This is a genomic window from Gordonia polyisoprenivorans (genome assembly GCF_017654315.1).
In the GTDB taxonomy this organism is placed as follows: domain Bacteria; phylum Actinomycetota; class Actinomycetes; order Mycobacteriales; family Mycobacteriaceae; genus Gordonia; species Gordonia polyisoprenivorans_A.
In genome coordinates, this window is the sequence record NZ_CP072203.1 from 4,165,235 (window position 1) to 4,190,827 (window position 25,593).

The following is a 25,593-nucleotide window of genomic DNA, read 5'->3' on the forward strand; positions in this document are numbered from 1 at the left end:
ATGACACCGGTACGCGCGATCGCCGTCTCGCTGTCGTGGCTGACCGTGCTCCCCGTACCCCGGCGGGTCACCGCAGCAACCCCCGATCGCCGGCTCGGCGGCGCGGTCATCGCGGCGGTACCCGTGGTCGGCGTGCTCCTCGCGGCGGCAGTGACCCTGATCGCCTGGGGGCTGTCGTACACGGCCGCCCCGGATGCGCTGATCGGCGTACTCGTCGTCGGCGTGCTCGCCGTCTCCACCCGGGGTATGCACCTCGACGGTCTCGCCGACACCGCCGACGGACTCGGGTGTTACGGCCCACCGGAGCGGGTGACCGAGGTGATGCGCTCGGGTTCGGTCGGCCCGTTCGGTGCCGCGACCCTGATCCTGGTGCTGGCACTGCAGGCGGTCGGCATTGGGACGCTGGTCACCCAAAGCCGGTGGTGGGAGCTCGGTCTGGCGATCGGCGTCGCACGCGTCGCCGCGGTGCTCGCGTGCCGTCGGGCGCTGCCGCCGGCCCATCCCGACGGCTTCGGTGCGCTGGTCGCCGGGACACAACGCATCGCCGTCGTCGTGTGGTCGGTGGTGGCGGTCGCCGTCGGTGTCGTGATCGGCGGCCTCGCCGACACGGTCACCGCCCATTCGATCACCGCCGGGCTGCAGGCGGGGGCGACGATCTTGGTGATGCTCGTGTTCACCTGGCTGTTCAGTCGGCACTGTGCACGACGGATGGGTGGCATCGTCGGCGACGTCCTCGGCGCCGTGATCGAACTCGGCACCGCGCTCGTTCTCGTCGGACTGATCCTCTGAGTCGGTCTGCACACTGCACAGCCGCGGCGCATCCTTGGCGTATGCCATTGCCGGACTGCAATTTTGACGGATTCGCACTGTATGCGGCGCTCGACGCCCGGCGCCGGGAGCAATCGTTGACCTGGAACGCACTCGCCCGGCAGGTGTGGGACCTCTCGGCGGCACTCAACGCTGCGCGCCCCGATGGTCACCCGTTCAGCACGTCGGCGATCTCACGCCTGCGCGCACACGGCAACACCGGCTGCCAGCACGCGTTGTTGCTGCTGTGGTGGCTGGACGCGGCTCCGGAGGACTTCGTCACAGACCCGGCACCCGGGACGGTCGGCGTCGAACTCCCACGATGCGACGACGCGCATCGCCTTCGGTGGAATCTCGGTCGGCTCTACGCCACACTCGACGCCGCGAGAACCCGTCGCGGCGCCACGTGGGCGCGGACGGCAGCTCGGCTGGACTGCTCGCCGGGCCAGCTGACCGGTCTGCGGACCGCCCACTACTCCACCAACATGCGCTTGGCCATGACGATCACGCAGGCCCTGCGGCGTCCCGCCGCCGAGTTCGTCTACTGCGCCGAGTGGTGAGAGCGGCTCAGCGCCGGTAGAGCTCGGTCATCCAGCCGTGGGTGTCGGCGAACTTGCCGCGCTGGATGCCGGTGAGGGTGTCGCGCAGCGCGAGGGTCACCTCACCGGGGGTGCCGTCCCCGATCGAGTAATCGTCGGTCTCGCTCTTGACGTGGCCGACCGGAGTGATGACGGCCGCGGTCCCGCAGGCGAAGACCTCGGTGATGTCGCCGGACGTCACCCCCTTGCGGAGTTCCTCGGTGGTGATCTTGCGTTCCTCGACGGCGAATCCGGCGTCGGTGGCCAGGGTCAGCAACGATTCCCGGGTGATGCCCGGCAGCAGCGAACCGGTGAGTTCCGGGGTGACCAGCCGCGCGTCGGCGCCCGAGCCAAAGACGAAGAACAGGTTCATCCCGCCCATCTCCTCGATGAACCGGCGCTCCACGGCGTCGAGCCACACCACCTGGTCACAGCCCTGTGCGGTGGCCTGCTGCTGGGCCAGGAAGCTCGCGGCGTAGTTGCCGCCGCACTTGGCGAAGCCCGTGCCGCCCGGGGCTGCGCGGACGTATTCGGTCGACAGCCACACGCTGACCGGCTTGATACCGCCGTCGAAGTAGGCGCCTGCGGGTGAGGCGATCACGCAGTAGCGGTACTGCGTCGACGGGGCGTTGACGCCCAGCCCCGCCTGCGAGGCGAACATGAACGGCCGCAGATAGAGCGATTCCTCGCCACCGGCGGCGGGCACCCACTCGTTGTCGGCGTCGAGCAGGGCGCGCAGCGAGGAGATGAAGTCGTCGACCGGCAGCGGCGGCATCGCCAGACGTTCACCCGAGCGCTGCAGGCGCAGGCCGTTGGCCTCCGGACGGAACGCGGCGATCGAACCGTCGGGCTGACGGTAGGCCTTGAGCCCCTCGAAGATCTCCTGGCCGTAGTGCAGCACCATCGCCGACGGATCGAGTGCGATCGGGCCGTACGGGGTCACCTTGGCGTCATACCAACCGCGGTCCACGTCGTAGTCCACCATCACCATGTTGTCGGTGAAGTACTTGCCGAAACCGGGAGCGGCGAGGATGTCCGCGCGCTGCGACTCCGACACCGGGTGCGGGTGCTCGGTACGGGTGAACTGCAAGGTCATTGGCCCATCGTAGCGCCGCGGCACAAGGCGATCGGTGCCAGGTTCCCGTCGCCGCCGGGCCGGGGATTCAGACGTGCCGGGCTTCAGACGTGCGACTCGACGAACGGCGGGATCACGACCTCACACGGCAACGCCCGACCGCGCACATCGATGACCACCTCGGCTCCCTTGCCGACACCTGCGGCGGTGTCGATGAGCGCCAGCGCGATTCCCTGTTTGAGGGTCGGCGAGAAGGTGCCCGAGGTGCACAGGCCGATGCGGTCGCCGCCCGCCGCGGTGAGCACGTCGCAGTCGGCGCGCGGCACCCCGCGACCGGTGGCCCGCAGTCCGTAGAGCCGGCGGGCCGGCCCGTTCTCCTTCTCCGCGAGCAGCGCCTCGCGGCCGAAGAACGCGGGCTTGTTCCAGCCGACCGCCCACCCGGTGCGGGCCTGGACGGGGGTGATCTCCGGAGAGAGTTCGTGGCCGTGCAGCGCATATCCCATCTCGGTGCGCAGGGTGTCGCGCGCCCCGAGTCCGGCGGGCAGCCCACCGAACGCGGTGACCTGAGCCATCAGCGCGTCGAACACCGGGCCGGCCTGCGACCATCGGGGCAGGATCTCGTAGCCGCGTTCTCCGGTGTAGCCGGTCCGGCACACACGCACCGGCGCGCTACCCCCGTCGATCGACAGTTCGGCGTCGGCGAACGCCATGTACTCCATGTCGGTGGGCAGTCCCACCGCGGCGAGCACCTCGGGACTCTTCGGCCCCTGCACCGCGAACACCGCGTACTCGCGGTGCAGATCGGTGATCGTGACACCGTCGGGCGCGACCGCCGTCAACGCCGCGACGACCGCTGCGGTGTTGGCGGCGTTGGGTACGAGGAACACCTCGTCGTCGGCGACGAGATAGGCGATCAGATCGTCGATGACGCCACCGGAATCGTTGCAGCACAACGTGTATTGGGCTTTGCCCGGCGCGATCTTGGCGAGATCGTTGGACAGGGTGGCGTTGACGAACTCCGCGGCGCCGGGCCCGGCGACCGACGCCTTCCCGAGGTGGCTCACGTCGAAGATGCCGACGGCCTCGCGTACGGCGGTGTGCTCGGCGACGGTCCCCGAGTACGCAACGGGCATGTCCCACCCGCCGAACTCGGCGAAACTCGCCCCGAGTGCTGCGTGTCGATCGGCAATGGGTCCGGCGAGGAGTTCGGTCATGGCGCTCAACCTACCGCGAGCGCGGGGCCCAGGACGATCACCACGGGAGCTCAGCTCCCGGCGGGAACCCCGAACCCCTGCAGCCCAGGATCGGCGGCGAGGTCGGCGGTGTGCAGGGTCACCCCGTCCGGTGGCTGGTTGCCGCCGACGGTCGTCACCTCATCGCCGTTGACGGCGATCACGATGTTGGTGTGTTGGCCCCACGGGCTGGGTTTGTCGTAGATCACGATGTCGCCGGGCTGCGGACGATGACCCGGCCCACGCCAGCGCCCCGAGGTGTGCAGGTAGTCGGAGAGCGTCGCCACCCCCGGGATGCGCCACGATCCGGAGTTCGGATTGTCCAGCGGCACACCGGATTCGTGCATCACGGTGCTGACGAAGTCGGCGCACCACGGTTCGTCGACGCCGCCGGAATAGGTGGTACCCGACGCGTTGCGCGCGTATTCCGTGCGCACCGACTCGATGATGCGGGCCCGGGAGGCCGTCAGTGCCGTGGTGTCGACGCCGGGGAACGGGGGCCTCGACTGGCCGGTCATCCCGTTCACCGCCCGGGACACCGCGTCGTCGCCATGGCGATACGCCCGCAGACCGATCACCGTCGCCGTGCATGCGGTGACGATCACCACCACCGCGATCACCCATGCCGTCCTGGTTCGCCGCATCGTCGCTACCCACCCCGTCTCTCGTCGTCACACCGCCATCGCAACGCCGCGTCGTTATGGCGGGTTCCCGCTGCGATGGCACGTCGGTCGGTCGGATGACGGGCAGCCGACGAGGCGCCTGTGGCAAGGTTGGTCGGGTGAGCAAGAACGAGAGCGTCGACCGCACTCGCGGTCCCCAGATCACCCTGACCACCTCCATCGGCAAAGACGACGAGGCCCTCGTACTCGGCCTCGTCGCCGCCTCCTCCGAGGACACCACTGCCGACGCCACCACCGCCGACCCCGCGGCACCGACCCTGCTCGGCGCGGACGTCCTCGACGACGCGTCGGCGGCGGCGATCACCGCCGCGCTGTCGGCGGTGGGCGCCACCGGTTCCCACGGCGAGGTCACCCGGCTGGCCGCGCCGGAATCACTCGGCGTACGCGTTGTGGTGGCCGTCGGCGTCGGCGACGAGAAGGCGCTCGACGACCCGGAGAAACTCCGCCAGGCCGCCGGCGTCGCGATCCGCTCCCTCGAGGGCTTCGACGTCGTCGCCACCACCCTGGGCTCCACCGACATCGGTGCCGCGGTCGAGGGACTGTTCCTCGGCGCCTACCGCTTCGAGGAGTTCCGCTCGTCGCGCTCGGCGTCGACCAAGCAACTGCCCGGCACCGTGCACGTCGTGGTCGAGTCCGCCGACAAGGCGGCGAAAGCCGAACTCGCACATGCCATCGCGGTCGCGGATTCGGTGGCCATCGCCCGTGACTTCGTCAACACCCCGCCGAGCCACCTCTACCCCGAGGAGTTCGCCGAGCGTGCGCGCGAGCTGGGCGCGAAGGCCGGACTCAAGGTGGAGATCCTCGACTTCGACTCCCTGCAGAAGGACGGCTACGGCGGGATCGTCGGCGTCGGCAAGGGTTCGTCCCGGTTGCCGCGGCTGGTGCGACTGACCCACGCGGGCAAGAAGTCGGCCAAGAAGGTGGCGCTCGTCGGCAAGGGCATCACCTTCGACACCGGTGGCATCTCGATCAAGCCGGCCGCCAACATGGATCAGATGACCTCCGACATGGGCGGCGCGGCAGCGGTGATCGCGGCGACCATCGCCGCCGCGCGTCTCGACCTGCCGGTGTCGGTGATCGCCACCGTGCCGATGGCCGAGAACATGCCGTCGGGGACCGCGCAGCGTCCCGGCGACGTGCTGACCCAGTACGGCGGGACGACCGTCGAGGTCCTCAACACCGACGCCGAGGGACGCCTCGTGCTCGCCGACGCCATCGTGCGCGCCTGCGAGGACGATCCGGACTATCTCATCGACACCGCCACCCTGACCGGCGCGCAGATGGTTGCCCTGGGCACCCGCACCCCGGGCGTCATGGGCACCGACGACTTCCGCGACCGGGTGTCGGCACTGTCGGCCGAGATCGGCGAGAACGCCTGGCCCATGCCGCTGCCGGCGGAACTGCGTGCCGATCTCAAGTCGCGGGTCGCCGATCTGGCGAACGTCACGCCGCACCGGTGGGGCGGCATGCTCGCCGCGGGCCTGTTCCTCAAGGAGTTCGTGCCCGACGGGGTGCAGTGGGCCCACATCGACATCGCCGGTCCCGCCTTCAACACCGCCGGTCCCTGGGGTTACACACCCAAGGGTGGTACGGGCGTACCGGTCCGGACGATCACCAAGGTCCTCGAGGACATCGCGGCCAACGGCTGATCGGCCACTTTTGCGCCACACACCACGTCCGTGGCGCGCACGGCGGGTAGGGTCTAGCGATGGGCGCCTGGCCACCCGCCACACGCCTGGGAGACGCGGCGCACACACCGCGACACCCCGCTTCACACGCAGACCCACCACGTCGAGTTCAGGAGTCAACAGCAATGGCCTTCTCCGTCCAGATGCCCGCCCTCGGTGAGAGTGTCACCGAGGGGACCGTCACCCGGTGGTTGAAGGAAGAGGGCGACACCGTCGAGGCCGACGAGCCCTTGCTGGAGGTGTCGACCGACAAGGTCGACACCGAGATCCCCGCCCCCACCTCCGGCGTCCTCACCAAGATCATCGCCCAGGAAGACGACGTCGTGGAGATCGGTGGCGAACTCGCCCTGATCGGTGACGCCGGGGAGAGCGCCGACGATTCCGGGGATTCCGGATCCGATGACTCGGCCGGTTCCGACGACTCGGCGGGCGGCGACGAACCGACCGAAGCCGGTGCGGCCGAAGAGGACACCGAGGCACCCTCGACCGAGGCGGAGGCTCCGGCCGAGAAGCCGGCCGCCGCCACCGGTGACAACGGAGCGTCGGGAACCGATGTGCTGATGCCCGAACTCGGCGAGTCGGTCACCGAGGGCACGGTGACCAACTGGCTCAAGGCCGTCGGCGACGAGGTCGCCGCGGACGAACCGCTGCTCGAGGTCTCGACCGACAAGGTCGACACCGAGATCCCGTCCCCCGTGGCCGGTACCCTGCTCGAGATCCTCGCGCAGGAGGACGACGTCATCGAGGTCGGCGGCAAGCTCGCGGTGATCGGCGATGCCTCGGCCGCCGAATCGAAGCCCGCGCCGGAACCCGAACCAGAGCCGGAACCGGAGCCGGAGCCCGAACCCGAGCCCGCCAAGTCCGAGCCCGCGAAGTCCGAGGAGCCGGCCGCCACGAGTGAGCCGGAACCCGAACCGGTCAAAGTGGCCTCCGCCGACGATTCCACCGATCTGCAGTCCACCCCGTACGTGACCCCGTTGGTCCGAAAGTTGGCCGCGGAGAACGACATCGACCTGTCGAGCCTCAAGGGCACCGGGGTCGGCGGCCGCATCCGCAAGCAGGACGTGCTCGCCGCCGCCGAGGCGAAGAAGGCCCCCGAGCCGGCCTCGAGCCCGGCCCCGGCCGCCGCACCGGCGCCCGCTGCCGCTTCGGCCGCGTCGTCGTCGCCGGAGGTCAAGCCCGAACTCGCGGCGCTGCGTGGCACCACGCAGAAGATCAACCGCATCCGGCAGATCACCGCGAAGAAGACCCGCGAGTCGCTGCAGACCAGTGCTCAGCTGACGCAGGTCTTCGAGGTCGACATGAGCAAGATCGTGTCGCTGCGCAAGGCGGCCAAGGAGTCGTTCAAGGCTTCCGAGGGGGTGAACCTGACCTTCTTGCCGTTCATCGCCAAGGCCGTCGTGGAGGCGCTCAAGGCGCATCCGAACGTCAACGCCTCCATCGACGAGGACAAGAAGGAGATCACCTACTACGACAAGGTGCATCTCGGTATCGCCGTCGACACCGAGCAGGGCCTGCTCTCGCCGGTGATCCACAACGCCGACGACCTCTCGATCGCCGGGCTGGCCCGGGCCATCGCCGACATCGCCGCCCGTGCCCGTACCAACGGCCTCAAGCCCGACGAGTTGGCCGGTGGCACCTTCACCATCACCAACATCGGAAGCCAGGGCGCCCTGTTCGACACGCCGATCCTGGTGCCGCCGCAGGCGGCGATGCTCGGTACCGGTGCGATCGTCAAGCGCCCGGTGGTCATCACCGGCGACGACGGTTCGGAGTCGATCGCGGTGCGGTCGATGTCGTACCTGCCGCTGACCTACGACCATCGCCTCATCGACGGCGCCGACGCCGGTCGCTTCCTGACAACGATCAAGAAGCGGCTCGAGGCCGGCTCGTTCGCCGCCGAACTGGGTCTCTAGGCACCGATGCGGGTAGCCGTCGCCGGCTCATCGGGGCTCATCGGTTCGGCTCTGATCACCGCGCTGGAATCGGCGGGCCACTCGGTGCGCCGGCTGGTTCGGCGCGAGGCGACCGAACCCGGTGAATTCAGTTGGGACCCCGAGACATTCGGTGTTCCCGACGAGGCACTCGACGGCGTCGACGCGGTGGTGAGCCTCGGCGGCGTCGGGGTCGGCAACGGCCGGTGGAGCGGGCGGTTCAAACAAGAACTCCGCGACTCCCGGATTCCGCCGACCGAGGTCATCGCCGAGGCCGTCCGCCGGACCGGTGTCCCCACCCTGGTGAGCGCGAGCGCCACCGGGTACTACGGGGACACCGGCGCACGGACGGCCACCGAGGACGACGGACCCGGCTCGGGGTTCCTGGCCGAGCTGACCGTCGATTGGGAAGGCGCGGCGACCGCCAACTCCGGCGACGGGACTCGCGTGGTCCTGCTGCGGACCGCACCCGTGCTCGCACCGCACGGCGGCCTGCTGGCCAAACTCCGGCCGCTGTTCAAGCTCGGCCTCGGCGGCACCATCGGCAATGGGCAGCAGTACTTTTCGTGGATCTCACTGGTCGACGAGATCCGTGCGATCGAGTTCGTGCTGAATTCGTCGATCAGCGGTCCGGTGAACCTGTGCGCGCCCGGGGCGGTCCCGTTCGCGACCTTCGTCGACGCCTTCGGCCGGTCGGTGCACCGGCCGACCTTGATGGGTGTTCCCGCGTTCGTCGCCCGCAAGGCGGGCGGCGAGATGATCGAGGAAATGGTTCTGTACTCCCAGCGCGTTGCACCCGGTGTGCTCACCGACCACGACTTCGTCTTCACCCATCGCACCATCGACGCGGGACTGGAGTACGCCAATGGACGCTGACACACCAGCCGCCATAGGTACCCGACGGGCATCGCTGCGCGCGGTCGCCACCCCTGTCGAGATCCGGCGGCTCGGCGTCCTCGACTACCGCGAGGCCTACGAACTGCAGCACCGGCTCGCCGGCGAACGTGCCGACGGCACACTCGATCACGATCTGTTGCTGCTGCTCGAGCATCCGTCGATCTACACCGCGGGCAAGAGAACCGAGGACGCCGATCGTCCGACCAACGGCGCCGAGGTGATCGACGTCGACCGTGGCGGGCGGATCACCTGGCACGGGCCCGGACAACTCGTCGGCTATCCGATCATCAAACTCGCCGAACCTCTCGACGTCGTCGAGTACGTCCGCCGACTCGAGGCGGCGCTCATCGGTGTCTGCGCGGCGCACGGCGTGGCCACCACCCGGGTGGCCGGCCGCTCGGGCGTCTGGGTCGTCGACGACTCACCCGACCCGGGGCAAGCCGGGGAACGCAAACTCGGCCAGATCGGTATCCGGGTGGCGCGCGGCGTCGCGCTGCACGGGTTCGCCCTCAACGTCGACCCCGACATGAGTGCCTTCGACGCGATCGTTCCGTGCGGCATCGCCGACGCCGGGGTCACCTCCCTGAGCCGCGAAGCGGGCCGGGAACTCTCGGTCGGCGCGCTCGCCGACGAGGTCGCCGACGCCGTTCTCACGGCTCTGGACCACAGTGAGATCACCCTCACCCCGCAGGCCGGGCACGCCGACGGCGCGCGCGTAGCATCGGTGCGGTGACCGTGTCAGAGACCCGCACCGCACCCACGGCGCCGGCGTCGACCCCACAAGGGTCGCCCCCCGCCCTCACCGCGTCCGCACGCGCCTCGTCCGAATCGAGCGCCGCACCGACCGACCCGGCTCCCAACGGTCGTAAGTTGTTGCGGCTGGAGATCCGCAACGCCCAGACCCCGATCGAGCGCAAGCCCTCGTGGATCAAGACGCGCGCGACGATGGGACCCGAGTACACCGAACTCAAGGGTTTGGTGAAACGCGAAGGGCTGCACACGGTTTGCGAGGAAGCCGGATGCCCCAACATCTACGAGTGCTGGGAAGACCGCGAGGCCACCTTCCTCATCGGCGGCGAGCAGTGCACCCGCCGATGCGACTTCTGTCAGATCGACACCGGCAAGCCCGCCGAACTCGATCGTGACGAGCCCCGCCGCGTCGCCGAGAGTGTGCAGGCGATGGGCCTGCGCTACTCCACCATCACCGGCGTCGCCCGCGACGACCTCCCCGACGAGGGCGTCTGGCTCTACGCCGAGACGGTGCGCGCGATCCACCGGCTCAACCCCGGTACCGGCGTGGAGAATCTGATCCCGGACTTCCACGCGAAGCCCGACCTGCTCGCCGAGGTCTTCGAATCCCGGCCGGAAGTGCTCGCGCACAACCTGGAGACGGTGCCGCGGATCTTCAAGCGCATTCGCCCGGCGTTCCGCTACGAGCGGTCCCTCGACGTGCTCACCCAGGCCCGCGACTTCGGCCTGGTCACCAAGTCCAATCTCATCCTCGGGATGGGTGAGACCCCGACCGAGGTGCAGTCGGCGATCGTCGACCTGCACGAGGCCGGCTGCGACATCCTGACGATCACCCAGTATCTGCGGCCTTCCGCGCGCCACCATCCGGTGGAGCGCTGGGTCAAGCCCGAGGAGTTCGTCGATCATTCCGAGTTCGCCCGCGAGGTCGGGTTCGCTGGTGTGATGGCCGGGCCGCTGGTGCGTTCGTCCTATCGTGCCGGCCGGCTCTACGCGCAGGCGATGGCCCACCACGGACGGCAACTGCCGCCGTCGTTGGCGCACCTCGCCGACGAGGGTTCGGCCAGCCAGGAGGCCTCCTCGTTGATGGCGCGACTGGCCCGCTGAACCGGACACCTGGGCTGGTGACCGCGTTGTCGATCACCGCGCCCGCAGACGTATCCTGGTGAGCATGGCAAAGGCGCAAGCGGCGAGCAAAGCGGACAAGAAGGCCGCACGACAGGCCCGACGGAAGGCCTCCAAGGAGCGGTTCACGCAGCTCTGGCAGGCGTTCCAGATGCAGCGCAAGGAAGACAAGCGGCTGATCCCATACATGGTCGGCCTGTTCGTGCTGATCGTGGCGATCTTCGTGGTCATCGGTCTGTTCATCGGCTCCCCGTGGCTACTCGTTCCCATCGGCGTGGTGCTCGGCATCCTCGCCGCCTTCCTCCTCTTCGGACGGCGCGTGCAGAAGACCGTCTACACCAAGGCCGAGGGGCAACCGGGTGCGGCCGGGTGGGCGCTGTCGAATATGCGCGGTCAGTGGCGGGTACAGCAGGCGGTCACCGGCACCTCCCACCTCGACGCCGTGCACCGGGTGATCGGCAAGCCCGGGGTCATCCTCGTCGGCGAGGGCTCGGCAAGTCGCGTCACCGCCCTTCTGGGACAAGAGAAGAAGAAGGTCGCGCGCGTCGTCGGCGACACCCCGATCTACCAGATCATGGTCGGCAACGACGACGGCCAGGTGCCGCTGTCGAAGCTCGAACGGCACCTCAACAAGCTGCCGGGCAATATCGACCGCAAGCGCATGGACACCCTCGAGGGCCGGTTGTCGGCGCTCGGCGGCAAGCAGCCCGGCCCGGGCATGCCCAAGGGTCCGCTGCCCGGCAATGCCAAGATGCGCAGCATGCAGCGCACCGCGCGGCGTCGCGGCGCGTGATCACCACGCGGTCAGACGCCGACCGCGTCGGTCACGCGGCGTAACCGACGATCGACGATCGGGTGCCTGCTTCTACCCCATCGTCGACGAGCAACAGATGGCCCGCCACGACCTGCCAGTGCGCCGTGGTACGCGGTGCCGGTAGGTGCCACAGTCGCGCTCCGGTCCGAATGTCATACGCACTGAGTGCAGGGTTGCTCGGCCGCTGGTCTGCGTCGGCCTCTCCGCCCAGGATCAGGCGAGCGCCGTCGAAGCCCACGAAACCCTGTCCGAAACCGGCGGTGAAACCACTGATCCGGGAACCGGACCGGGCGTCGAGCACCGTCCACTTGCGCGTGTTGCTGAGGTCTTCGCTGAATTCGTCGACGACGGTGACGACATACCGATCGCCGAGCACCAGAGGAGAGGACCGTTGCGACGGCCGCGTCCACCTCACGTCGGTGCCGACTGTCGACGCCAGCCCGATCGTGGTGTTGGTTTCCACAGGGATGATGTCGCCGTTGATGGTCTGCACCGGGTCGGCAGCACCGTCCCCGGACGAGATACGCCATCCCGAGATCTCACCGGTCCGCACCCCGTCGGCATCGTAGAACTCGGTGGTGTCCCGACCCGTCCCGGCGAGACCGCTCGTCACGAACCCGGACGGGTGGATGACCACCGCCTGCCGATCGTCCACGGAGTGCAGTAGTCGGCCGGAATCGAGCCGCATGACGGTGGCCCCATGGCGAAAACCGCTCACCGCGAGCAGGTTTCCGGCTTCGGTGACCACCGGTTGCCCCTGATCGACCGGCGGGCGCACCGTCCACAACGCATGCCCGCGGGAATCGAACCTGGTGATGACCGTCTGTAGCGGCGGTATGTCGTCATCGGTGACAAGGCCCGCCACGGGCACCAACACGGAATCCGTGGGGATCTCCTCAGGGAGTGCGATGTTCTCCATTTCCACGGTCAGGACCAGGAAGCCGTCGCCGGCGCGCAGGATCCGCGAGGACCCCGGGATCGGGATCGTCGCGGTGCCGAGGTCGTCTCCGGTATCCGGATCGACGAACGACACCCTGGTCACGATCGCGGAACCAACTCTGGCCGTACGAGTACACGCGAGCCGCTTGTCGCGACTGATCGCGCAGGAGTTCTCCCACCCGATCCTCGGCGCCCTCCACAGTGACCTGCCCGTGTCAGGGTCGATGGCGATCACCGCGGACGGACGGCCGAGCCTGTTGCGCGACGCCCGCACCAGGAGATGGTCGTAGGCCGCTTCGACGGACACGCTCGCATCGTCGAAGTCTTTGCCGAACAGCGATGCCGCATCGACTCTCCAACGGGCATCGGGGCGGGTGGACATCGATTCGAGGGTGCGGCTCTGCGGCGGCTGGGCCTCACCACGCTCCAGCACTACGAACGCGGAGAGCACCAATGCGCCGATGCTCAGGACGGCAGTCAGCGTCAGCGCCTCGCGCCGACCTCGGTTCGCACCGACACGCACGCTCGCCGACCCCCTGCCCTGCGCGACCCGACCCCTGCGTTCAGCGGCTCCGGACCATCGCGGTGCCGGTCGCGCGATCGTGCAGTGCGCGGCCGTTGTAGTCGTTCATCAACGCGGGCACCAAGAACACGATCAGCACCTGCCGCATCAAAGCACGGATCACGCCGACCGCGGCGACGGGAGCCTTGCCGGCGATCTCGTCGGCCAGGCGCTCGGGTCCGTGGTCGACGCGCGCCACCCGCATGCCCACGGCGAACTGCCCGGGCGTGAAGCCGAACATCGTCACGGTGAACACGCCGATGACGAACCACACGGCGAGCACGGCGAGGCCGAGGTTCGGTGACCCGAAGCCGACGAAGAACAGCGACAGCCCGCCGCCGATGATCCAGTCGACGAGCAGCGCCAGCGTGCGCGGCCACCCGGGAACGAGCGCTCCGGGGCCGCTCTCGGGCAGGCCGAGGTCGGCGCCGCGATATTCGAGGTCGGCCGGTGCGCCCGACTGCGGGCCCGACAACCAGGAGCCGGTGGCCCTGCTCATGAGAGATCTCCCCCGGCACGCACATTCCCGGTGCTCGCGTGCTCGATTCTGCCGGTGGTCCGCGCGTCGTTCATGTTTTCCATGGTAGAGGCAGTGAGTTCACTGATGAGATCACCGTTCGCTTTCGTACGGGGCGTGCATACGGAATAGTTGCCGTGGGCACGACAACGCAGCCCCGGCCGTGTAACACAGGGGAAACACGTCCTTGACGTGCGGGCAACGTCGCGTCCATACGGTTCTGGCTGAGATCCGCCGCGGTTTCTTGCGCGGTGGTCCAGGCGCGTCAGGTCCGCGTGTGCACACGCCGGCCTGACCCCGACAAGTTAAGGAGTCACCGCACGGTGTACAGCAGCAACGAAGAACTACTCGAGGGCATCAAGAAGGAAGGTGTCGAGTACGTCGACATCCGCTTCTGTGACCTGCCCGGTGTGATGCAGCACTTCTCGATTCCGGCCACGGCCTTCGACGAGTCGGTGTTCGAGGACGGCCTGGCATTCGACGGCTCGTCGGTGCGCGGCTTCCAGTCGATCGACGAGTCGGACATGATGCTGCTCCCCGATCCGGCCACCGCGCGGATCGACCCCTTCCGTCGCGCCAAGACGATGAACGTCAGCTTCTTCGTCCACGATCCGTTCACCCGCGAGGCCTACAGCCGCGACCCGCGCAACGTCGCCCGCAAGGCCGAGGACTACCTGGCCTCCACCGGCATCGCCGACACCTGCTTCTTCGGCGCCGAGGCCGAGTTCTACATCTTCGACTCGGTCGCCTTCGACTCGCAGATGAACGGCACCTTCTACGAGGTCGAGTCCGAGTCCGGGTGGTGGAACACCGGTTCGCCCTCCGACCCCGACGGTTCACCGAACCTCGGCTACAAGGTGCGCCCCAAGGGCGGCTACTTCCCGGTGGCCCCCTACGACCACTACGTCGACCTGCGCGACGAGATGTCGACCAACCTGACCAACGCGGGCTTCGAGCTCGAGCGCGGTCACCACGAGGTCGGTACCGGCGGCCAGGCCGAGATCAACTACAAGTTCAACACGCTGCTGCATGCAGCCGACGACGTCCTGCTCTTCAAGTACATCATCAAGAACACCGCGTACGCGAACGGCAAGACCGTCACCTTCATGCCGAAGCCGCTGTTCGGCGACAACGGCTCGGGCATGCACGCCCACCAGTCGCTGTGGAAGGACGGCAAGCCGCTGTTCCACGACGAGGCCGGCTACGCGGGCCTGTCGGATCTGGCGCGCTACTACATCGGCGGCATCCTGCATCACGCGCCGTCGCTGCTGGCCTTCACCAACCCCACGGTGAACTCCTACAAGCGTCTGGTGCCGGGCTACGAGGCCCCGATCAACCTGGTGTACAGCCAGCGCAACCGGTCGGCCTGCGTGCGCATCCCGATCACCGGCAACAACCCGAAGGCCAAGCGCCTCGAGTTCCGTTGCCCGGACAGCTCGGGCAACCCGTACCTGGCCTTCGCGGCGATGATGATGGCCGGACTCGACGGCATCAAGAACAAGATCGAGCCGCACGAGCCCGTCGACAAGGACCTCTACGAGCTCCCGCCCGAGGAGGCCAAGAACATCCCGCAGGCCCCAACCTCGCTGTCGGCGGTCATCGACAAGCTCGAAGAGGATCACGAATACCTCACCGCCGGTGGCGTGTTCACCGAGGACCTCATCGAGACCTGGATCGCGCTCAAGCGTGAGAACGAGATCGAGCCGGTCCAGATCCGTCCGCATCCGTACGAATTCGCGCTCTACTACGACTGCTGATCTCTGACACGCTGATCTCTGACACAGAGCACCGCGGGCCCACCGACAACAGAGTCGGTGGGCCCGCGGTGTTCGTGAGACCGCACAATCGCGGCAGCACCTCATGGCGCAGGTCACAGCACAAAATGTGAATGATGCCACGGAGGACCTTTTGCTCTCACGCGATCACATCTCAACCCGTAATCTTCTTCTCATGTCCCGTATGCTTTTTGTTGAAGATCTCGTCCCCGGCGATCGGATCGCCCTGGACGGCATCCGTGCCGTCGTCCGCAAGCAGGTTCCGCATGGCACCGACCAACGCCTCGTCGAACTCGCCCACAGCTCCGACGATCGCAGCGAGCTCATCTTGAAGTCCGGCTCCAAGGTCGAGGTCTACTGAGTCCCACCCCGTTCCGCTCTCACCCCTGAGCGAACGTTGCCGACGCCTTCCCGGAACGCGTCGGCCGACCGTGGGCCGATGGCGTGCGCGCCGCCCACACAATCAGTACCGCGGTCACCACCAGCACCCCGGCTCCCACCCAGGCGACCACCGACATCCCGTCGACGAACGCGTGGCGGGCGGCGTCGAGAATCCGTGCGGCCGCCTCGGCCGGTTCGCGGTGTGCCACCGCGCTCGCCCCGGCCAGACTGCGACCTGCCTCCACCGGCCCCACGCCCGCCGGATAGCTCACGCGATAGACCGCGTTGAGCACACTTCCCAGCAGCGCGATGCCCAGTGCACCGCCGAGTTCACTCGATGTCTCCAGCAGCCCCGACGTGGCGCCGGCACGATCGGCCGGTGCGATTCCGACGACGTGGTCGGCGATCACCGAGGTCGTGGCCACGAGCCCGCCGGCGAGCAACGTCGACGCGACGAGCACCACGAGCAGCGAGTCCTGCCCGATGAGCGTCGCGAGCACCACGAAGCCGCAGGCCGCCACCACCAGTCCCCCGATCATCACCGCAGGACGACCGAACCGCCCGGCCGCCACGGCCGCGGTCGGCGCCGCCACCGCGACGAACAGGGACGGCACCACGCTCCACAGCGCCGCCCGCAGCGGACTGAATCCGAGGACCGACTGCAGGTATTGCGTCACCATGATCGAGTTGCCGAGCAACGCGAACATGCAGATGAGGTTGGTCCAGATCGACGTCGAGAAGCGACGCTCACCGAGCAGTGTCAGATCGAGCATCGGATCTTCCAGGCGCCGTTGACGTCTCACGAAGGCCACCCCGAGCACCACACCGACGACGCCGATCCCCAGCCGACCGAGCGACCAGCCGTCGGCGGCGATCTCCTTGATCGCATAAATCACCGGCAGGATCGTCGCGAACACCAAGAGCGCACTGAGGACGTCGATGCGGCGGCCCGGTATGGCGGTGTCTCCGGGTAGCAGCAGGGGTGCCGCGATCAACAGCGCGACCATGACCGGAATGTTGATGAGAAACACCGAGCCCCACCAGAAGTGCTCGAGCAGCACACCGGAGATGATCGGGCCGAGCGCCACTCCCCCGGCCAGCACGGCGTTCCAGGTGGCCACCGCTTTCGCCCGCGCGGCATCGTCGCCGAAGACGTGTCGGATGAGTGCCAGCGTGGAGGGCATCAGCGTCGCACCGGCGACGGCGAGCACCGCGCGAGCGATGATCAGCATCTCCGGCGTGCTCGAGAGGGCCGCGAGCAACGATGCAGCGCTGATGCAGGCCGCACCCCACATCAGTACGCGGCGGTGACCGAATCGGTCGGCGAGCGACCCCATGGTCAGCAGCAGTCCGGCCAGCACGAACCCGTATACGTCGAAGATCCAGAGTTGTTGTGCAGGTGAGGGATCGAGATCCGCGGCGATGAACGGAACCGCGAAGAACAACACCGACACGTCCATCGAGACGATGAGCATCGGCAGACACAGCGCAGTCAAAGCCACCCAGGGCGAGCGCGCGATTCGTACGTGGGGCATGACACCAAACCTTTCATATACGGCATATACTGTTTATTGCCTACGCAGATATTAGGACTGAACTGTATATGGTGCAAGCAATTAGTAGGATGTCGACATGGATGCCCCGGACGACCCCGACGCCGCCGAGCGCGGACCAGCCGCACCCGCACCGATGCCCGTGCGGTTACCGACGTCGGTCGCACTGCTGTGGGGCCGAGTCCCCGACACCCCGCGCCGAGGCCCCAAACCGACCCTGACCATCCGCGACATCGCGCGCGCCGCGGTCGCCATCGCCGACGACAGCGGCTGGGAGTCCGTATCGATGAAGGCCATCGCCCAGAGCGTCGGTCTCACGGCGATGTCGCTGTATCGCTACGTCGACAGCAAGGACGACGTCATCGATCTCCTCGTCGACGAGGCCTACGGGACCGCCGACCCGCATCTGGCGACCAGCGGGACGTGGCGCGAACGGATCACCGACTGGGCGCACGCGGCGGCATCGACCCTGCGCGCACGCCCCTGGCTGACCGAGATCCCGATGTCACGGCCGCCGGTCGGACCCAACGTGCTGTCCTGGACCGAGTCGGGCGTCCGCGCCTTCGATCCCACCGCACTGACCGGGCCGCAGAAGATGAATGCCTTGCTCCTGGTGGACGGATTCGTCCGCCAGCACATCCGGCAGTCGGCGCAGATGGGCCTACTGCCGGGCGACGGCGGAGCACGGGCGGGGGCACGAAAAGGGGCACAACCACCGACACCGGGCTACGAGGCCGTGGTGGCATCACTGATCGACGCCGACCGATTCCCCGCCCTGACAGCGGCCGTGCAGACGATGGCAGACGGCAACGACGACTTCGACGGCGAACAGTTCGAGTTCGGCCTCGGCGTGATCCTCGACGGCCTCACCGGCATGATCGACACGCTCGACTGACTGCGCACCGCCGCCGACGGTACGGACCCGCGGACGGGTCAGCCGCGGGTGCGGTCGAGATCGGCGAACAGCGCCTGGTTGTGTTCGAAGGCGCTGACCGCCTCGGCCACCAGACGATCCACCCCGGCATCATCGAGGGGCAGGGCGTCGAGGCGGTCGCGGTAGGAGTCCTTGTAGCGCTTGAGCTTGTCGATGTCGAAGGCGTAGAACGACAGCGCCGAATCGTCGACACCGTAGTGCTGCCGCATCCGATGGGCCACGACCTGACCACCACTGAGGTCACCGAGGTAGCGGGTGTAGTGGTGTGCGACATACCGCGCGGCATCCGAGCGGGTCGCCTCGATCGCCTCGACATAGGCCGCCACCGCGGGCAACGGCGACACGGCGTCGACGTCGGATCCGAGGGCGGCGAGGTCGGTGCGCAGTCGCGGGACCCGTCGCAGCCGCTCGTCGTGCACCGCGCCACCGACCGGATCCTCGGCCAGGGCATCGCCGACCGACTCCAGCGCGCGATAGACGAAGAACAGTTGCTCGGCGAGCCGCCGATACGCGGCGACGTCGAGTCGCCCCGACATCAGATCATCGATGAACGGCGAGTTCTCCGCCTGCTGATGAGCCACTGCGGTCGCCTCGCGCAGACGCGTCGAGACGGCGACCGGCTGGGTGGCGGGGGAATCGGTGAGAGATGTCATGTTGCCACCAGTGATACCACCCCACACCGGCATCCGTAACCCGAGAACGCCGATCACGGCCGGGTCCACTGCTACGGTGCTAACGATTTCGCCGTGCTCGCCGCCGCTCACCCGGCCACCAGCGACACCACCACTCCACGGTGATCCGACCCCGCGATGGAGAACGTGTGCACGGCGGTGGCGACGAAGCCGCGGACCACGACCCGATCGACTGCGGCCAGCGGTCGGCCTCCGAGACGATCGGTCGGAAACGTCGGCTGCAGTCGGGCGCCCGCCTGCGAGGTGGCGTCGGCAAAGCCATGGGACAGCAGCGCCCGGTACTGCGCGTGGTCCCAGGTGGCGTTGAAGTCTCCGGCGACGATGACCGGACCGTCGGGCAGATCGTGCAGCTGGTCGCGCAGCAGTCCCAGGTCGTGATCCCACTCCCCCGCATGCCCCGACAGCGGTGCCGGCGCATGGATGGCGAGTACCCGCGTGCGCGGTCCACCCGGTACCACCGTCTGTGCGCTCAGGTTGTTGAGCAGCATGTTCGGCAGCCGATGCGCGTCGTCGAGTGGGCGCAGACTCAACAGCATTCCCCCGGCGGCCGCCGGCCCGGGTAGCGCGTACTCGTACCGAAACCGTTGCGCCAGTGCGCTGTTGCGGATGCGCTCGAGGGCCTCTGGGGTGACCTCCTGCAGCGACACCAGTTGTGCGTCACGCGCCGCCGCGGCGACGTCGTCGACGGACCCCTCACCGAAGCGCAGGTTGGCGCTGACGACGGTGAACCGATCGCCCGCCGGTGGGGTCTGCGATACCCACAGCGGCCCCTGCGTGAAGCACACTCCGACCGCGGCCAGAACCGCCACGAACAGCGCGATCCACCGCCGCAGAGCTGCGAACAGCAGGATCGCCGCCACACCGGTCACCACCGCGAAGGGCACCGCTGCGGTCGCGTACACCGCCACCGTCCCACGGGAGGCGATGTAATGCAGCCAGATCGCCAGGCCGGTCGCAACGACCAGTAGCCACGCCAGCGACAGGACGAGGAACCTCAGCAGGCCGCGCACCTCACGCCCCGAAGACCTTGCGCACCACATTCTTCGCGCGACGGGTGACGCGCAGATAGTTCTCCAGGAACTCCGCGGCCTGGTCCTCGGGCCACCCGGCGGCGAAAGCGATCTGGCGCAACTGTTTTCCCGGCGCCGGGAGCTGATCGACCGGCTTACCCCGGACGAGCACCAGCGCGTTACGCGCCTTGGTCGCCGTCAGCCACGCCTCCTTGAGGATCGCCACATCGGTCTCGGCGAGGAGTTCGGCCGAGCCGATCGCGTCGAGCGTCTGCAACGTCGAGGTGTTGTGCAACGAGGTGTAGCGGTGTGCGTAACGCAGCTGCATCAGCTGCACCGTCCACTCGACGTCGGCGAGTCCACCGCGGCCGAGTTTGGTGTGGGTCGCCGGGTCCGCGCCACGAGGCAGGCGTTCGGAATCGACGCGTGCCTTGATCCGCCGGATCTCGCGCACCGCCGCCGACGACACCCCGCCCGCCGGGTAGCGGACCTTGTCGGCCATCAACAGGAACTCGATGCCGAGTTCGTTGTCACCGGCGACCTGATGGGCACGCAGCAGCGCCTGGACCTCCCACGGCTGGGCCCACTGCTCGTAGTAGGCCGCATACGCGGCGAGGGTCCGCACGACCGGGCCGTTGCGTCCCTCGGGTCGCAGGCCGGTGTCGACGACCAGCGGCGGATCCTCGCTGGGCGAGCCGAGCATCGAGCGGACCTTCTCGGCGATGGTCTGCGACCACCGAACAGCGGCGGCCTCGTCGGCACCGGGCATCGGTTCGCACACGAACAGCACATCCGCGTCGGACCCGTAGCCCAGCTCGAGTCCGCCGAGACGACCCATGCCGATGACCGCGATACGCGCCGGGGCCGGCGACTTCCGTTCGGCCTCCGATGCCTTGATCGCCACGGCCAGAGCGGCATTGAGGACCGCGGCCCACACACTCGAAAGTGCATGGCAGACCTGTGGGACGTCCATCATCCCGAGGATGTCGGCCGAGGCGATCCGGGCGAGTTCGGCCCGGCGATGCGAGCGGGCGATGGCCACGGCCCGACGCAGATCGGTCTGCCGGACCGTCGAGGCGACGAGCCCCTTGGCCACGTCCTCCGGGCGGGTCTCGCACAGCTTGGGACCGTTCGCACCGTCGGAGTAGAGGTGGATGACCTCCGGTGAGCGCATGAGCAGGTTCGCGATGAACTCCGAGGTGCCCAGCACGCGCATCAGGCGTTCGGCGACCACGCCGTCGTCGCGGAGCAGGCGCAGGAACCAGTCGTTGTCCATCTCCTCGCACAGGCGGCGGTAGTTGAGCAGACCGGCGTCGGGATCCGGTGTGTCCCCGATGTGTTCGAGCAGCTGCGGCAGGATCAGCAACTGCACCTGTCCACGTCGCCCGGGCGCCGACGCGAGAGCCCGGATGTGGCTCAGCGCGCGCTGCGGCTGCGCGTAACCCAGGGCCGCCAGGCGCCGTTCGGCCGAGGTGTCGGAGAGCGTGAGTTCCTCGGTGTTGAACCGGGTCGCCGCCTCCAGCAGCGGCCGGTAGAAGAGCTTCTGATGCAGCTTGCGCACCCGCAGTGCCTGGTGTTTGATCTGCCGGCGCAGGACTGCGGTCGCGTCGAGTTCACCCTCACGCCGGATGTGCGCCGCGCGGGCCAGCCACCGCATGCCCTCGTCGTCGTCGAACGCGGGCAGCAGATGTGTCCGCGACATGCGCTGTAACTGCAGGCGGTGCTCGAGCAGCCGCAGGAACTGGTACGACGCGATGAGGTTGGCGCCGTCGTCGCGACCGACGTAACCGCCGGCGGTGAGCGCTTCGAGGGCGTCGACGGTGGCACGCACCCGCAGTTCCTCGTCGACCCGGCCGTGCACCATCTGCAGCAACTGCACCGCGAACTCGACGTCGCGCAGACTTCCGCTGCCGAGTTTGAGGTTGCGTTCACGCTGATCCTCGGGCACCAGGTCCTCGACGCGGCGCCGCATCGCCTGCACCTCGTGCACGAAGTCCTCGCGCTCGGCCGCACGCCACACCATGGGGTTGATGGCCTCGTGATAGGCCGTGGCCAGTTCCATGTCACCGGTCATCGGGCGGGCCTTGAGCTGCGCCTGGAACTCCCAAGTCTTGGCCCACCGGTTGTAGTAGGCGACGTGTGATTCCAGGGTGCGGGTCAGCGCCCCCGCCTTGCCCTCCGGGCGCAGCGCGGCATCGACCTCGAAGAACGCCAGCGAGCCGACGCGCATCATCTCCCCTGCGATGCGTGCGGCCACTCCGTCGGCGGGTTCGCTGACGAACACCACGTCCACGTCGCTGACGTAATTGAGCTCGCGCGCACCGCATTTGCCCATCGCGATGACGCCGATGCGCACCGGGATCGGCTTGTCACCGCATACTTCCCGGAAGGCGACGGCGAGCGCCGCGGTCAGCGCGGCGTCGGCGAGATCGGCAAGGTAGGCCCCGACCTCGGGGAACCACATGACCTTCTCGTCCTCGACCGTCGACGCCACGTCGTGGGCGGCGAGTTGCATCACCAGGCTGCGGTAGGTCGCACGCAGGGCGACCACGGCACGCGGCCCGCTGAACCCGGCGCGGAAGATCTTGTTGCCCTTCTCCTGCTCACCCGGCTCGGCCACGGCGTCGACGGCGGCGAGCATCGTCGCGTTGATCTCGGCGACGTCGGGCAGCGTGTCGGTCTCGAGCAGGTGCCACGACGACGGTTCGGCGGCGAGGTGATCACCGAGGGCATCCGAGGACCCGAGGACGCCGAAGAGCCGACCACGAAATCCTTTGTCGGTGCGCAGGAGTGCGTCGATCGCCGGCCACTCGTCGGCGGCCGCCGACCGTAGGCGCATCAACGCGCGCAGCGCGAGGTCGGCGTCGGGTGCACGCGAGAGCGACCACAGCAGGTCCACCGATTCCTCGGTGTTCCACCCCAATTCCGCGAGATCGGCCGACGCCGTGGCGTCGAGCAACCCCAGGCGTCCGGAACTGGGTATGCCACCACGGCCGTGCAGCGTTGTCACCCCACGAAAATAGCGTCTGACGCCGACGCGTCCGTGCCCGGGCGGCGAATCCGGGCGCGTGTCGTGATGTCGCTCGACCTACAGCGGCAGGTAGCTCTTGAGCTCGAAGGGGGTGACCAGGCTGCGATAGTTGGTCCACTCGGTCCACTTGTTCCGCAGGAAGTAGTCGAAGACGTGCTCGCCGAGCGCCTCGGCGACCAGCTCGGACTCCTCCATCGCGTGCAGCGCCTCGGCCAGGCTTCCGGGGAGTTCCTTGTAACCCATCGCGCGCCGTTCGGCGGGCGTCAGCGCCCACACGTCGTCCTCGGCCTCGTCGGGCAATTCGTAGTCCTCGGTGATGCCCTTGAGCCCTGCGGCCAGCAGCACCGCGAAGGTCAGGTACGGGTTGCAGGCCGAGTCTGGGCTGCGGATCTCGACGCGGCGCGACGACGCCTTGTTCGGGGTGTAGAGCGGCAGGCGGATCAGCGCGGACCTGTTGGCGCCGCCCCAGGTGGCCGCCGTCGGCGCCTCACCGCCGTGGATCAGACGCTTGTAGCTGTTGACCCACTGATTGGTGACGGCGCTGAGTTCGTTGGCGTGGTACAGGATTCCGGCGATGAACTTCTTGCCGGTCTCCGACAGCTGCATCGGGTCGTCGGGGTTGTGGAAGGCGTTGGCCTCCCCCTCGAACAGGCTCATGTGGGTGTGCATCGCCGACCCCGGGTGCTCGCTGAAGGGCTTGGGCATGAACGTCGCCCAGGTGCCCTCGGAGATCGCGACCTCCTTGACGACGTAGCGGAAGGTCATCACGTTGTCGGCCATCGACAGCGCGTCGGCGTAGCGCAGGTCGATCTCCTGCTGGCCGGGCGCGCCCTCGTGGTGGGAGAACTCCACCGAGATGCCCATCGACTCCAGCGCCTCGATGGCGTGTCGGCGGAAGTTCGGGGCTGCGTCGTGCACCGCCTGGTCGAAGTAGCCGCCCGAGTCGGCCGGAACCGGGACGCTGCCGTCCAGGGGCGCTTCCTTGAGGAGGAAGAACTCGATCTCGGGATGGACGTAGCAGCTAAAGCCGAGGTCGGCGGCCTTGTTCAACTGCCGGCGCAACACGTGCCGGGAATCGGCCCAGCTCGGGGTGCCGTCGGGCATCGCGATGTCGCAGAACATCCGCGCCGAATGGTGACGACCCTGCGAGGTGGTCCACGGCAGGATCTGGAAGGTCGAGGGATCGGGCTTGGCGACGGTGTCGGCCTCCGAGACGCGGGAGAAGCCCTCGATCGCCGAGCCGTCGAAGCCGATACCCTCGGAGAAGGCGCCTTCGAGTTCGGCGGGGGCGATCGCCACGGACTTGAGGTATCCGAGAACATCGGTGAACCACAACCGAACGAACCGGATGTCCCGCTCTTCGAGAGTCCGCAGAACGAATTCCTTTTGGCGATCCATGAACGCCGACATTAGGGATGCCCTGTTAAATCCGTGTTACGTTCACAAGTCGAACTCTTCACCCTGGGAGTTTGCGATAGTGATCCCACATTGTGGAACGCCTCGACCGCGGAGTGGAATCATCGGTTCTGGTGTGATCAAAGGCACAGCTCACGCCGGTGTTGGCCGATCACCTCCGGTGCGAAAATGGAGTGTCCCAACCGCCCGGGTACCTGCCAGCCAGGACTCGAGGAAGAAAAGAGACAACGATGTCCCCAGAGTCTGTGGTGTCCACCGCGTCTGAAATCCCTGCGTCTGACACCCCCGCGGCCGAAACCCCCTCAGTCGAGACCCCCGTCTACGGCGGCACGCCCGCCGGGTCGGGCGAATCCGCCCCGCGCCGCCGCGTCACCCGTGTCCATCACCTCGCGCAGATGAAGGCCGAGGGCGAGAAGTGGTCGATGCTCACCGCCTACGACTACTCGACCGCCCGCATCTTCGACGAGGCCGAGATCCCCGTGTTGCTCGTCGGCGATTCCGCCGCAAACGTCGTCCTCGGTTACGACACCACGATCCCGGTCAGCACCGACGAGCTGATCCCGCTCGCCCGCGCCGTCGTGCGCGGCGCCCCGCACGCGCTCGTCGTCGCCGACCTCCCGTTCGGCAGCTACGAGGCCGGCCCGCAGCAGGCACTCGCGACCGCGGTCCGATTCTTCAAGGAAGCGGGCGCGCACGCGGTCAAGCTCGAGGGCGGTGAGCGCGTCGCCGACCAGATCGCCACCCTCACCGGCGCCGGCATCCCCGTGATGGCCCACATCGGTTTCACCCCGCAGAGCGTCAACGGACTCGGCGGATTCCGTGTCCAGGGCCGCGGTGACGGTGCCGACCAGTTGATCGCCGACGCCATCGCCGTCCAGGAGGCGGGTGCGTTCGCCGTCGTCATGGAGATGGTTCCGTCCGAGCTCGCCGGCCAGATCACGCGCAAGCTCACGATCCCCACCGTCGGGATCGGAGCCGGCCACGAGACCGACGCACAGGTACTCGTCTGGCAGGACATGGCCGGTTTCACCCACGGCAAGACCGCCCGATTCGTCAAGCGCTTCGCGGATGTCGGCGGCGAACTCCGCGGTGCCGCAGCCCAATACGCCGATGAGGTACGTCGGGGCGTCTTCCCCGGTCCCGAGCACAGCTACTGATCCGATCGGCGCGACGTGCGGTGGGGCGACGCCAGGGCGGGGTCGG

Annotated in this window: 22 protein-coding genes; 12 read left to right on the top strand and 10 right to left on the bottom strand. The window is 68.2% G+C overall.

What is annotated here, in order from left to right:
* Together J6U32_RS18775 and J6U32_RS18780 are read left to right on the top strand one after the other, a co-directional pair.
* Entirely contained in the window at positions 1 to 789 is a 789-nt protein-coding gene (locus J6U32_RS18775; protein ID WP_208791641.1) for an adenosylcobinamide-GDP ribazoletransferase, read from the top strand.
* A 41-nt stretch (positions 790 to 830) separates the two neighbouring features.
* On the top strand, positions 831 to 1,367 hold the full coding sequence (locus J6U32_RS18780) for a hypothetical protein (RefSeq protein WP_208791642.1): 537 nt from the start codon (positions 831 to 833) through the stop codon (positions 1,365 to 1,367).
* A gap of 7 nt (positions 1,368 to 1,374) precedes the next feature.
* On the opposite strand, the gene J6U32_RS18785 is transcribed toward J6U32_RS18780, so the two are convergent.
* The 3 genes from J6U32_RS18785 to J6U32_RS18795 all read right to left on the bottom strand — a co-directional run bounded on the left by J6U32_RS18785 (position 1,375) and on the right by J6U32_RS18795 (position 4,336).
* Positions 1,375 to 2,481, bottom strand: a complete 1,107-nt coding sequence (locus J6U32_RS18785; RefSeq protein ID WP_208791643.1) for a branched-chain amino acid aminotransferase — start codon at positions 2,479 to 2,481, stop codon at positions 1,375 to 1,377.
* A gap of 83 nt (positions 2,482 to 2,564) precedes the next feature.
* On the bottom strand, positions 2,565 to 3,674 hold the full coding sequence (gene gcvT, locus J6U32_RS18790; RefSeq protein ID WP_208791644.1) for a glycine cleavage system aminomethyltransferase GcvT: 1,110 nt from the start codon (positions 3,672 to 3,674) through the stop codon (positions 2,565 to 2,567).
* A gap of 50 nt (positions 3,675 to 3,724) precedes the next feature.
* Positions 3,725 to 4,336: a CHAP domain-containing protein gene (locus tag J6U32_RS18795; RefSeq protein ID WP_208791645.1), complete on the bottom strand. Its 612-nt coding sequence runs from the start codon at positions 4,334 to 4,336 to the stop codon at positions 3,725 to 3,727.
* Positions 4,337 to 4,473: 137 nt separating this feature from the next.
* Here J6U32_RS18795 and J6U32_RS18800 point away from each other — a divergent pair, with 137 nt between their 5' ends.
* The 6 genes from J6U32_RS18800 (at position 4,474) to J6U32_RS18825 (ending at position 11,559) form a co-directional block, all read left to right on the top strand.
* Positions 4,474 to 6,024 (top strand): leucyl aminopeptidase, encoded by a 1,551-nt coding sequence (locus tag J6U32_RS18800; protein WP_208791646.1) that lies wholly within the window; start codon positions 4,474 to 4,476, stop codon positions 6,022 to 6,024.
* A 164-nt stretch (positions 6,025 to 6,188) separates the two neighbouring features.
* Entirely contained in the window at positions 6,189 to 7,979 is a 1,791-nt protein-coding gene (gene sucB / locus J6U32_RS18805) for a 2-oxoglutarate dehydrogenase, E2 component, dihydrolipoamide succinyltransferase (RefSeq protein ID WP_208791647.1), read from the top strand.
* Positions 7,980 to 7,985: 6 nt separating this feature from the next.
* Positions 7,986 to 8,873: a TIGR01777 family oxidoreductase gene (locus J6U32_RS18810; protein WP_208791648.1), complete on the top strand. Its 888-nt coding sequence runs from the start codon at positions 7,986 to 7,988 to the stop codon at positions 8,871 to 8,873.
* Positions 8,863 to 9,627, top strand: coding sequence for a lipoyl(octanoyl) transferase LipB (gene lipB / locus J6U32_RS18815; RefSeq protein ID WP_208791649.1), 765 nt, complete (start codon positions 8,863 to 8,865; stop codon positions 9,625 to 9,627). Before J6U32_RS18810 ends, lipB begins: the two co-directional genes overlap by 11 nt.
* Positions 9,624 to 10,748, top strand: a complete 1,125-nt coding sequence (lipA, locus tag J6U32_RS18820) for a lipoyl synthase (RefSeq protein ID WP_208791650.1) — start codon at positions 9,624 to 9,626, stop codon at positions 10,746 to 10,748. The genes lipB and lipA overlap by 4 nt, the downstream gene beginning before the upstream one ends.
* Positions 10,749 to 10,812: 64 nt before the next feature.
* Positions 10,813 to 11,559: a DUF4191 domain-containing protein gene (locus J6U32_RS18825; RefSeq protein WP_208791651.1), complete on the top strand. Its 747-nt coding sequence runs from the start codon at positions 10,813 to 10,815 to the stop codon at positions 11,557 to 11,559.
* A 31-nt stretch (positions 11,560 to 11,590) separates the two neighbouring features.
* Here the strand turns inward: J6U32_RS18825 and J6U32_RS18830 are convergent, their stop codons facing one another.
* Entirely contained in the window at positions 11,591 to 13,042 is a 1,452-nt protein-coding gene (locus tag J6U32_RS18830; protein WP_208791652.1) for a hypothetical protein, read from the bottom strand.
* A gap of 40 nt (positions 13,043 to 13,082) precedes the next feature.
* Positions 13,083 to 13,580, bottom strand: a complete 498-nt coding sequence (locus tag J6U32_RS18835) for an RDD family protein (protein WP_006370568.1) — start codon at positions 13,578 to 13,580, stop codon at positions 13,083 to 13,085.
* Positions 13,581 to 13,921: 341 nt separating this feature from the next.
* On the opposite strand from J6U32_RS18835, the gene glnA (J6U32_RS18840) reads away from it, so the two are divergent.
* Together glnA (J6U32_RS18840) and J6U32_RS18845 are read left to right on the top strand one after the other, a co-directional pair.
* Complete coding sequence (gene glnA / locus J6U32_RS18840) at positions 13,922 to 15,355, top strand: type I glutamate--ammonia ligase (protein WP_208791653.1); 1,434 nt, start codon at positions 13,922 to 13,924, stop codon at positions 15,353 to 15,355.
* A 193-nt stretch (positions 15,356 to 15,548) separates the two neighbouring features.
* Positions 15,549 to 15,734, top strand: a complete 186-nt coding sequence (locus J6U32_RS18845; protein WP_026920045.1) for a hypothetical protein — start codon at positions 15,549 to 15,551, stop codon at positions 15,732 to 15,734.
* Positions 15,735 to 15,753: 19 nt separating this feature from the next.
* Here J6U32_RS18845 and J6U32_RS18850 read toward each other — a convergent pair whose 3' ends face one another.
* Entirely contained in the window at positions 15,754 to 17,289 is a 1,536-nt protein-coding gene (locus tag J6U32_RS18850) for an MFS transporter (protein ID WP_244332143.1), read from the bottom strand.
* A gap of 97 nt (positions 17,290 to 17,386) precedes the next feature.
* Here J6U32_RS18850 and J6U32_RS18855 point away from each other — a divergent pair, with 97 nt between their 5' ends.
* Positions 17,387 to 18,202: a TetR/AcrR family transcriptional regulator gene (locus J6U32_RS18855; protein WP_208791654.1), complete on the top strand. Its 816-nt coding sequence runs from the start codon at positions 17,387 to 17,389 to the stop codon at positions 18,200 to 18,202.
* A gap of 38 nt (positions 18,203 to 18,240) precedes the next feature.
* Here J6U32_RS18855 and J6U32_RS18860 read toward each other — a convergent pair whose 3' ends face one another.
* The 4 genes from J6U32_RS18860 to glnA (J6U32_RS18875) form a co-directional block, all read right to left on the bottom strand.
* Entirely contained in the window at positions 18,241 to 19,005 is a 765-nt protein-coding gene (locus J6U32_RS18860) for a heme oxygenase (biliverdin-producing) (protein ID WP_208791655.1), read from the bottom strand.
* Positions 19,002 to 19,943: an endonuclease/exonuclease/phosphatase family protein gene (locus J6U32_RS18865; RefSeq protein ID WP_208791656.1), complete on the bottom strand. Its 942-nt coding sequence runs from the start codon at positions 19,941 to 19,943 to the stop codon at positions 19,002 to 19,004. The genes J6U32_RS18860 and J6U32_RS18865 overlap by 4 nt, the downstream gene beginning before the upstream one ends.
* 1 nt (position 19,944) lies before the next feature.
* Entirely contained in the window at positions 19,945 to 22,953 is a 3,009-nt protein-coding gene (locus tag J6U32_RS18870; RefSeq protein ID WP_208791657.1) for a bifunctional [glutamine synthetase] adenylyltransferase/[glutamine synthetase]-adenylyl-L-tyrosine phosphorylase, read from the bottom strand.
* Positions 22,954 to 23,031: 78 nt separating this feature from the next.
* Positions 23,032 to 24,372, bottom strand: coding sequence for a type I glutamate--ammonia ligase (gene glnA / locus J6U32_RS18875; RefSeq protein WP_208791658.1), 1,341 nt, complete (start codon positions 24,370 to 24,372; stop codon positions 23,032 to 23,034).
* A gap of 248 nt (positions 24,373 to 24,620) precedes the next feature.
* Between glnA (J6U32_RS18875) and panB the strand changes: the two genes are divergently transcribed.
* Positions 24,621 to 25,547, top strand: coding sequence for a 3-methyl-2-oxobutanoate hydroxymethyltransferase (gene panB / locus J6U32_RS18880; RefSeq protein ID WP_244332145.1), 927 nt, complete (start codon positions 24,621 to 24,623; stop codon positions 25,545 to 25,547).
* The last annotated feature ends 46 nt before the right edge of the window (positions 25,548 to 25,593 follow it).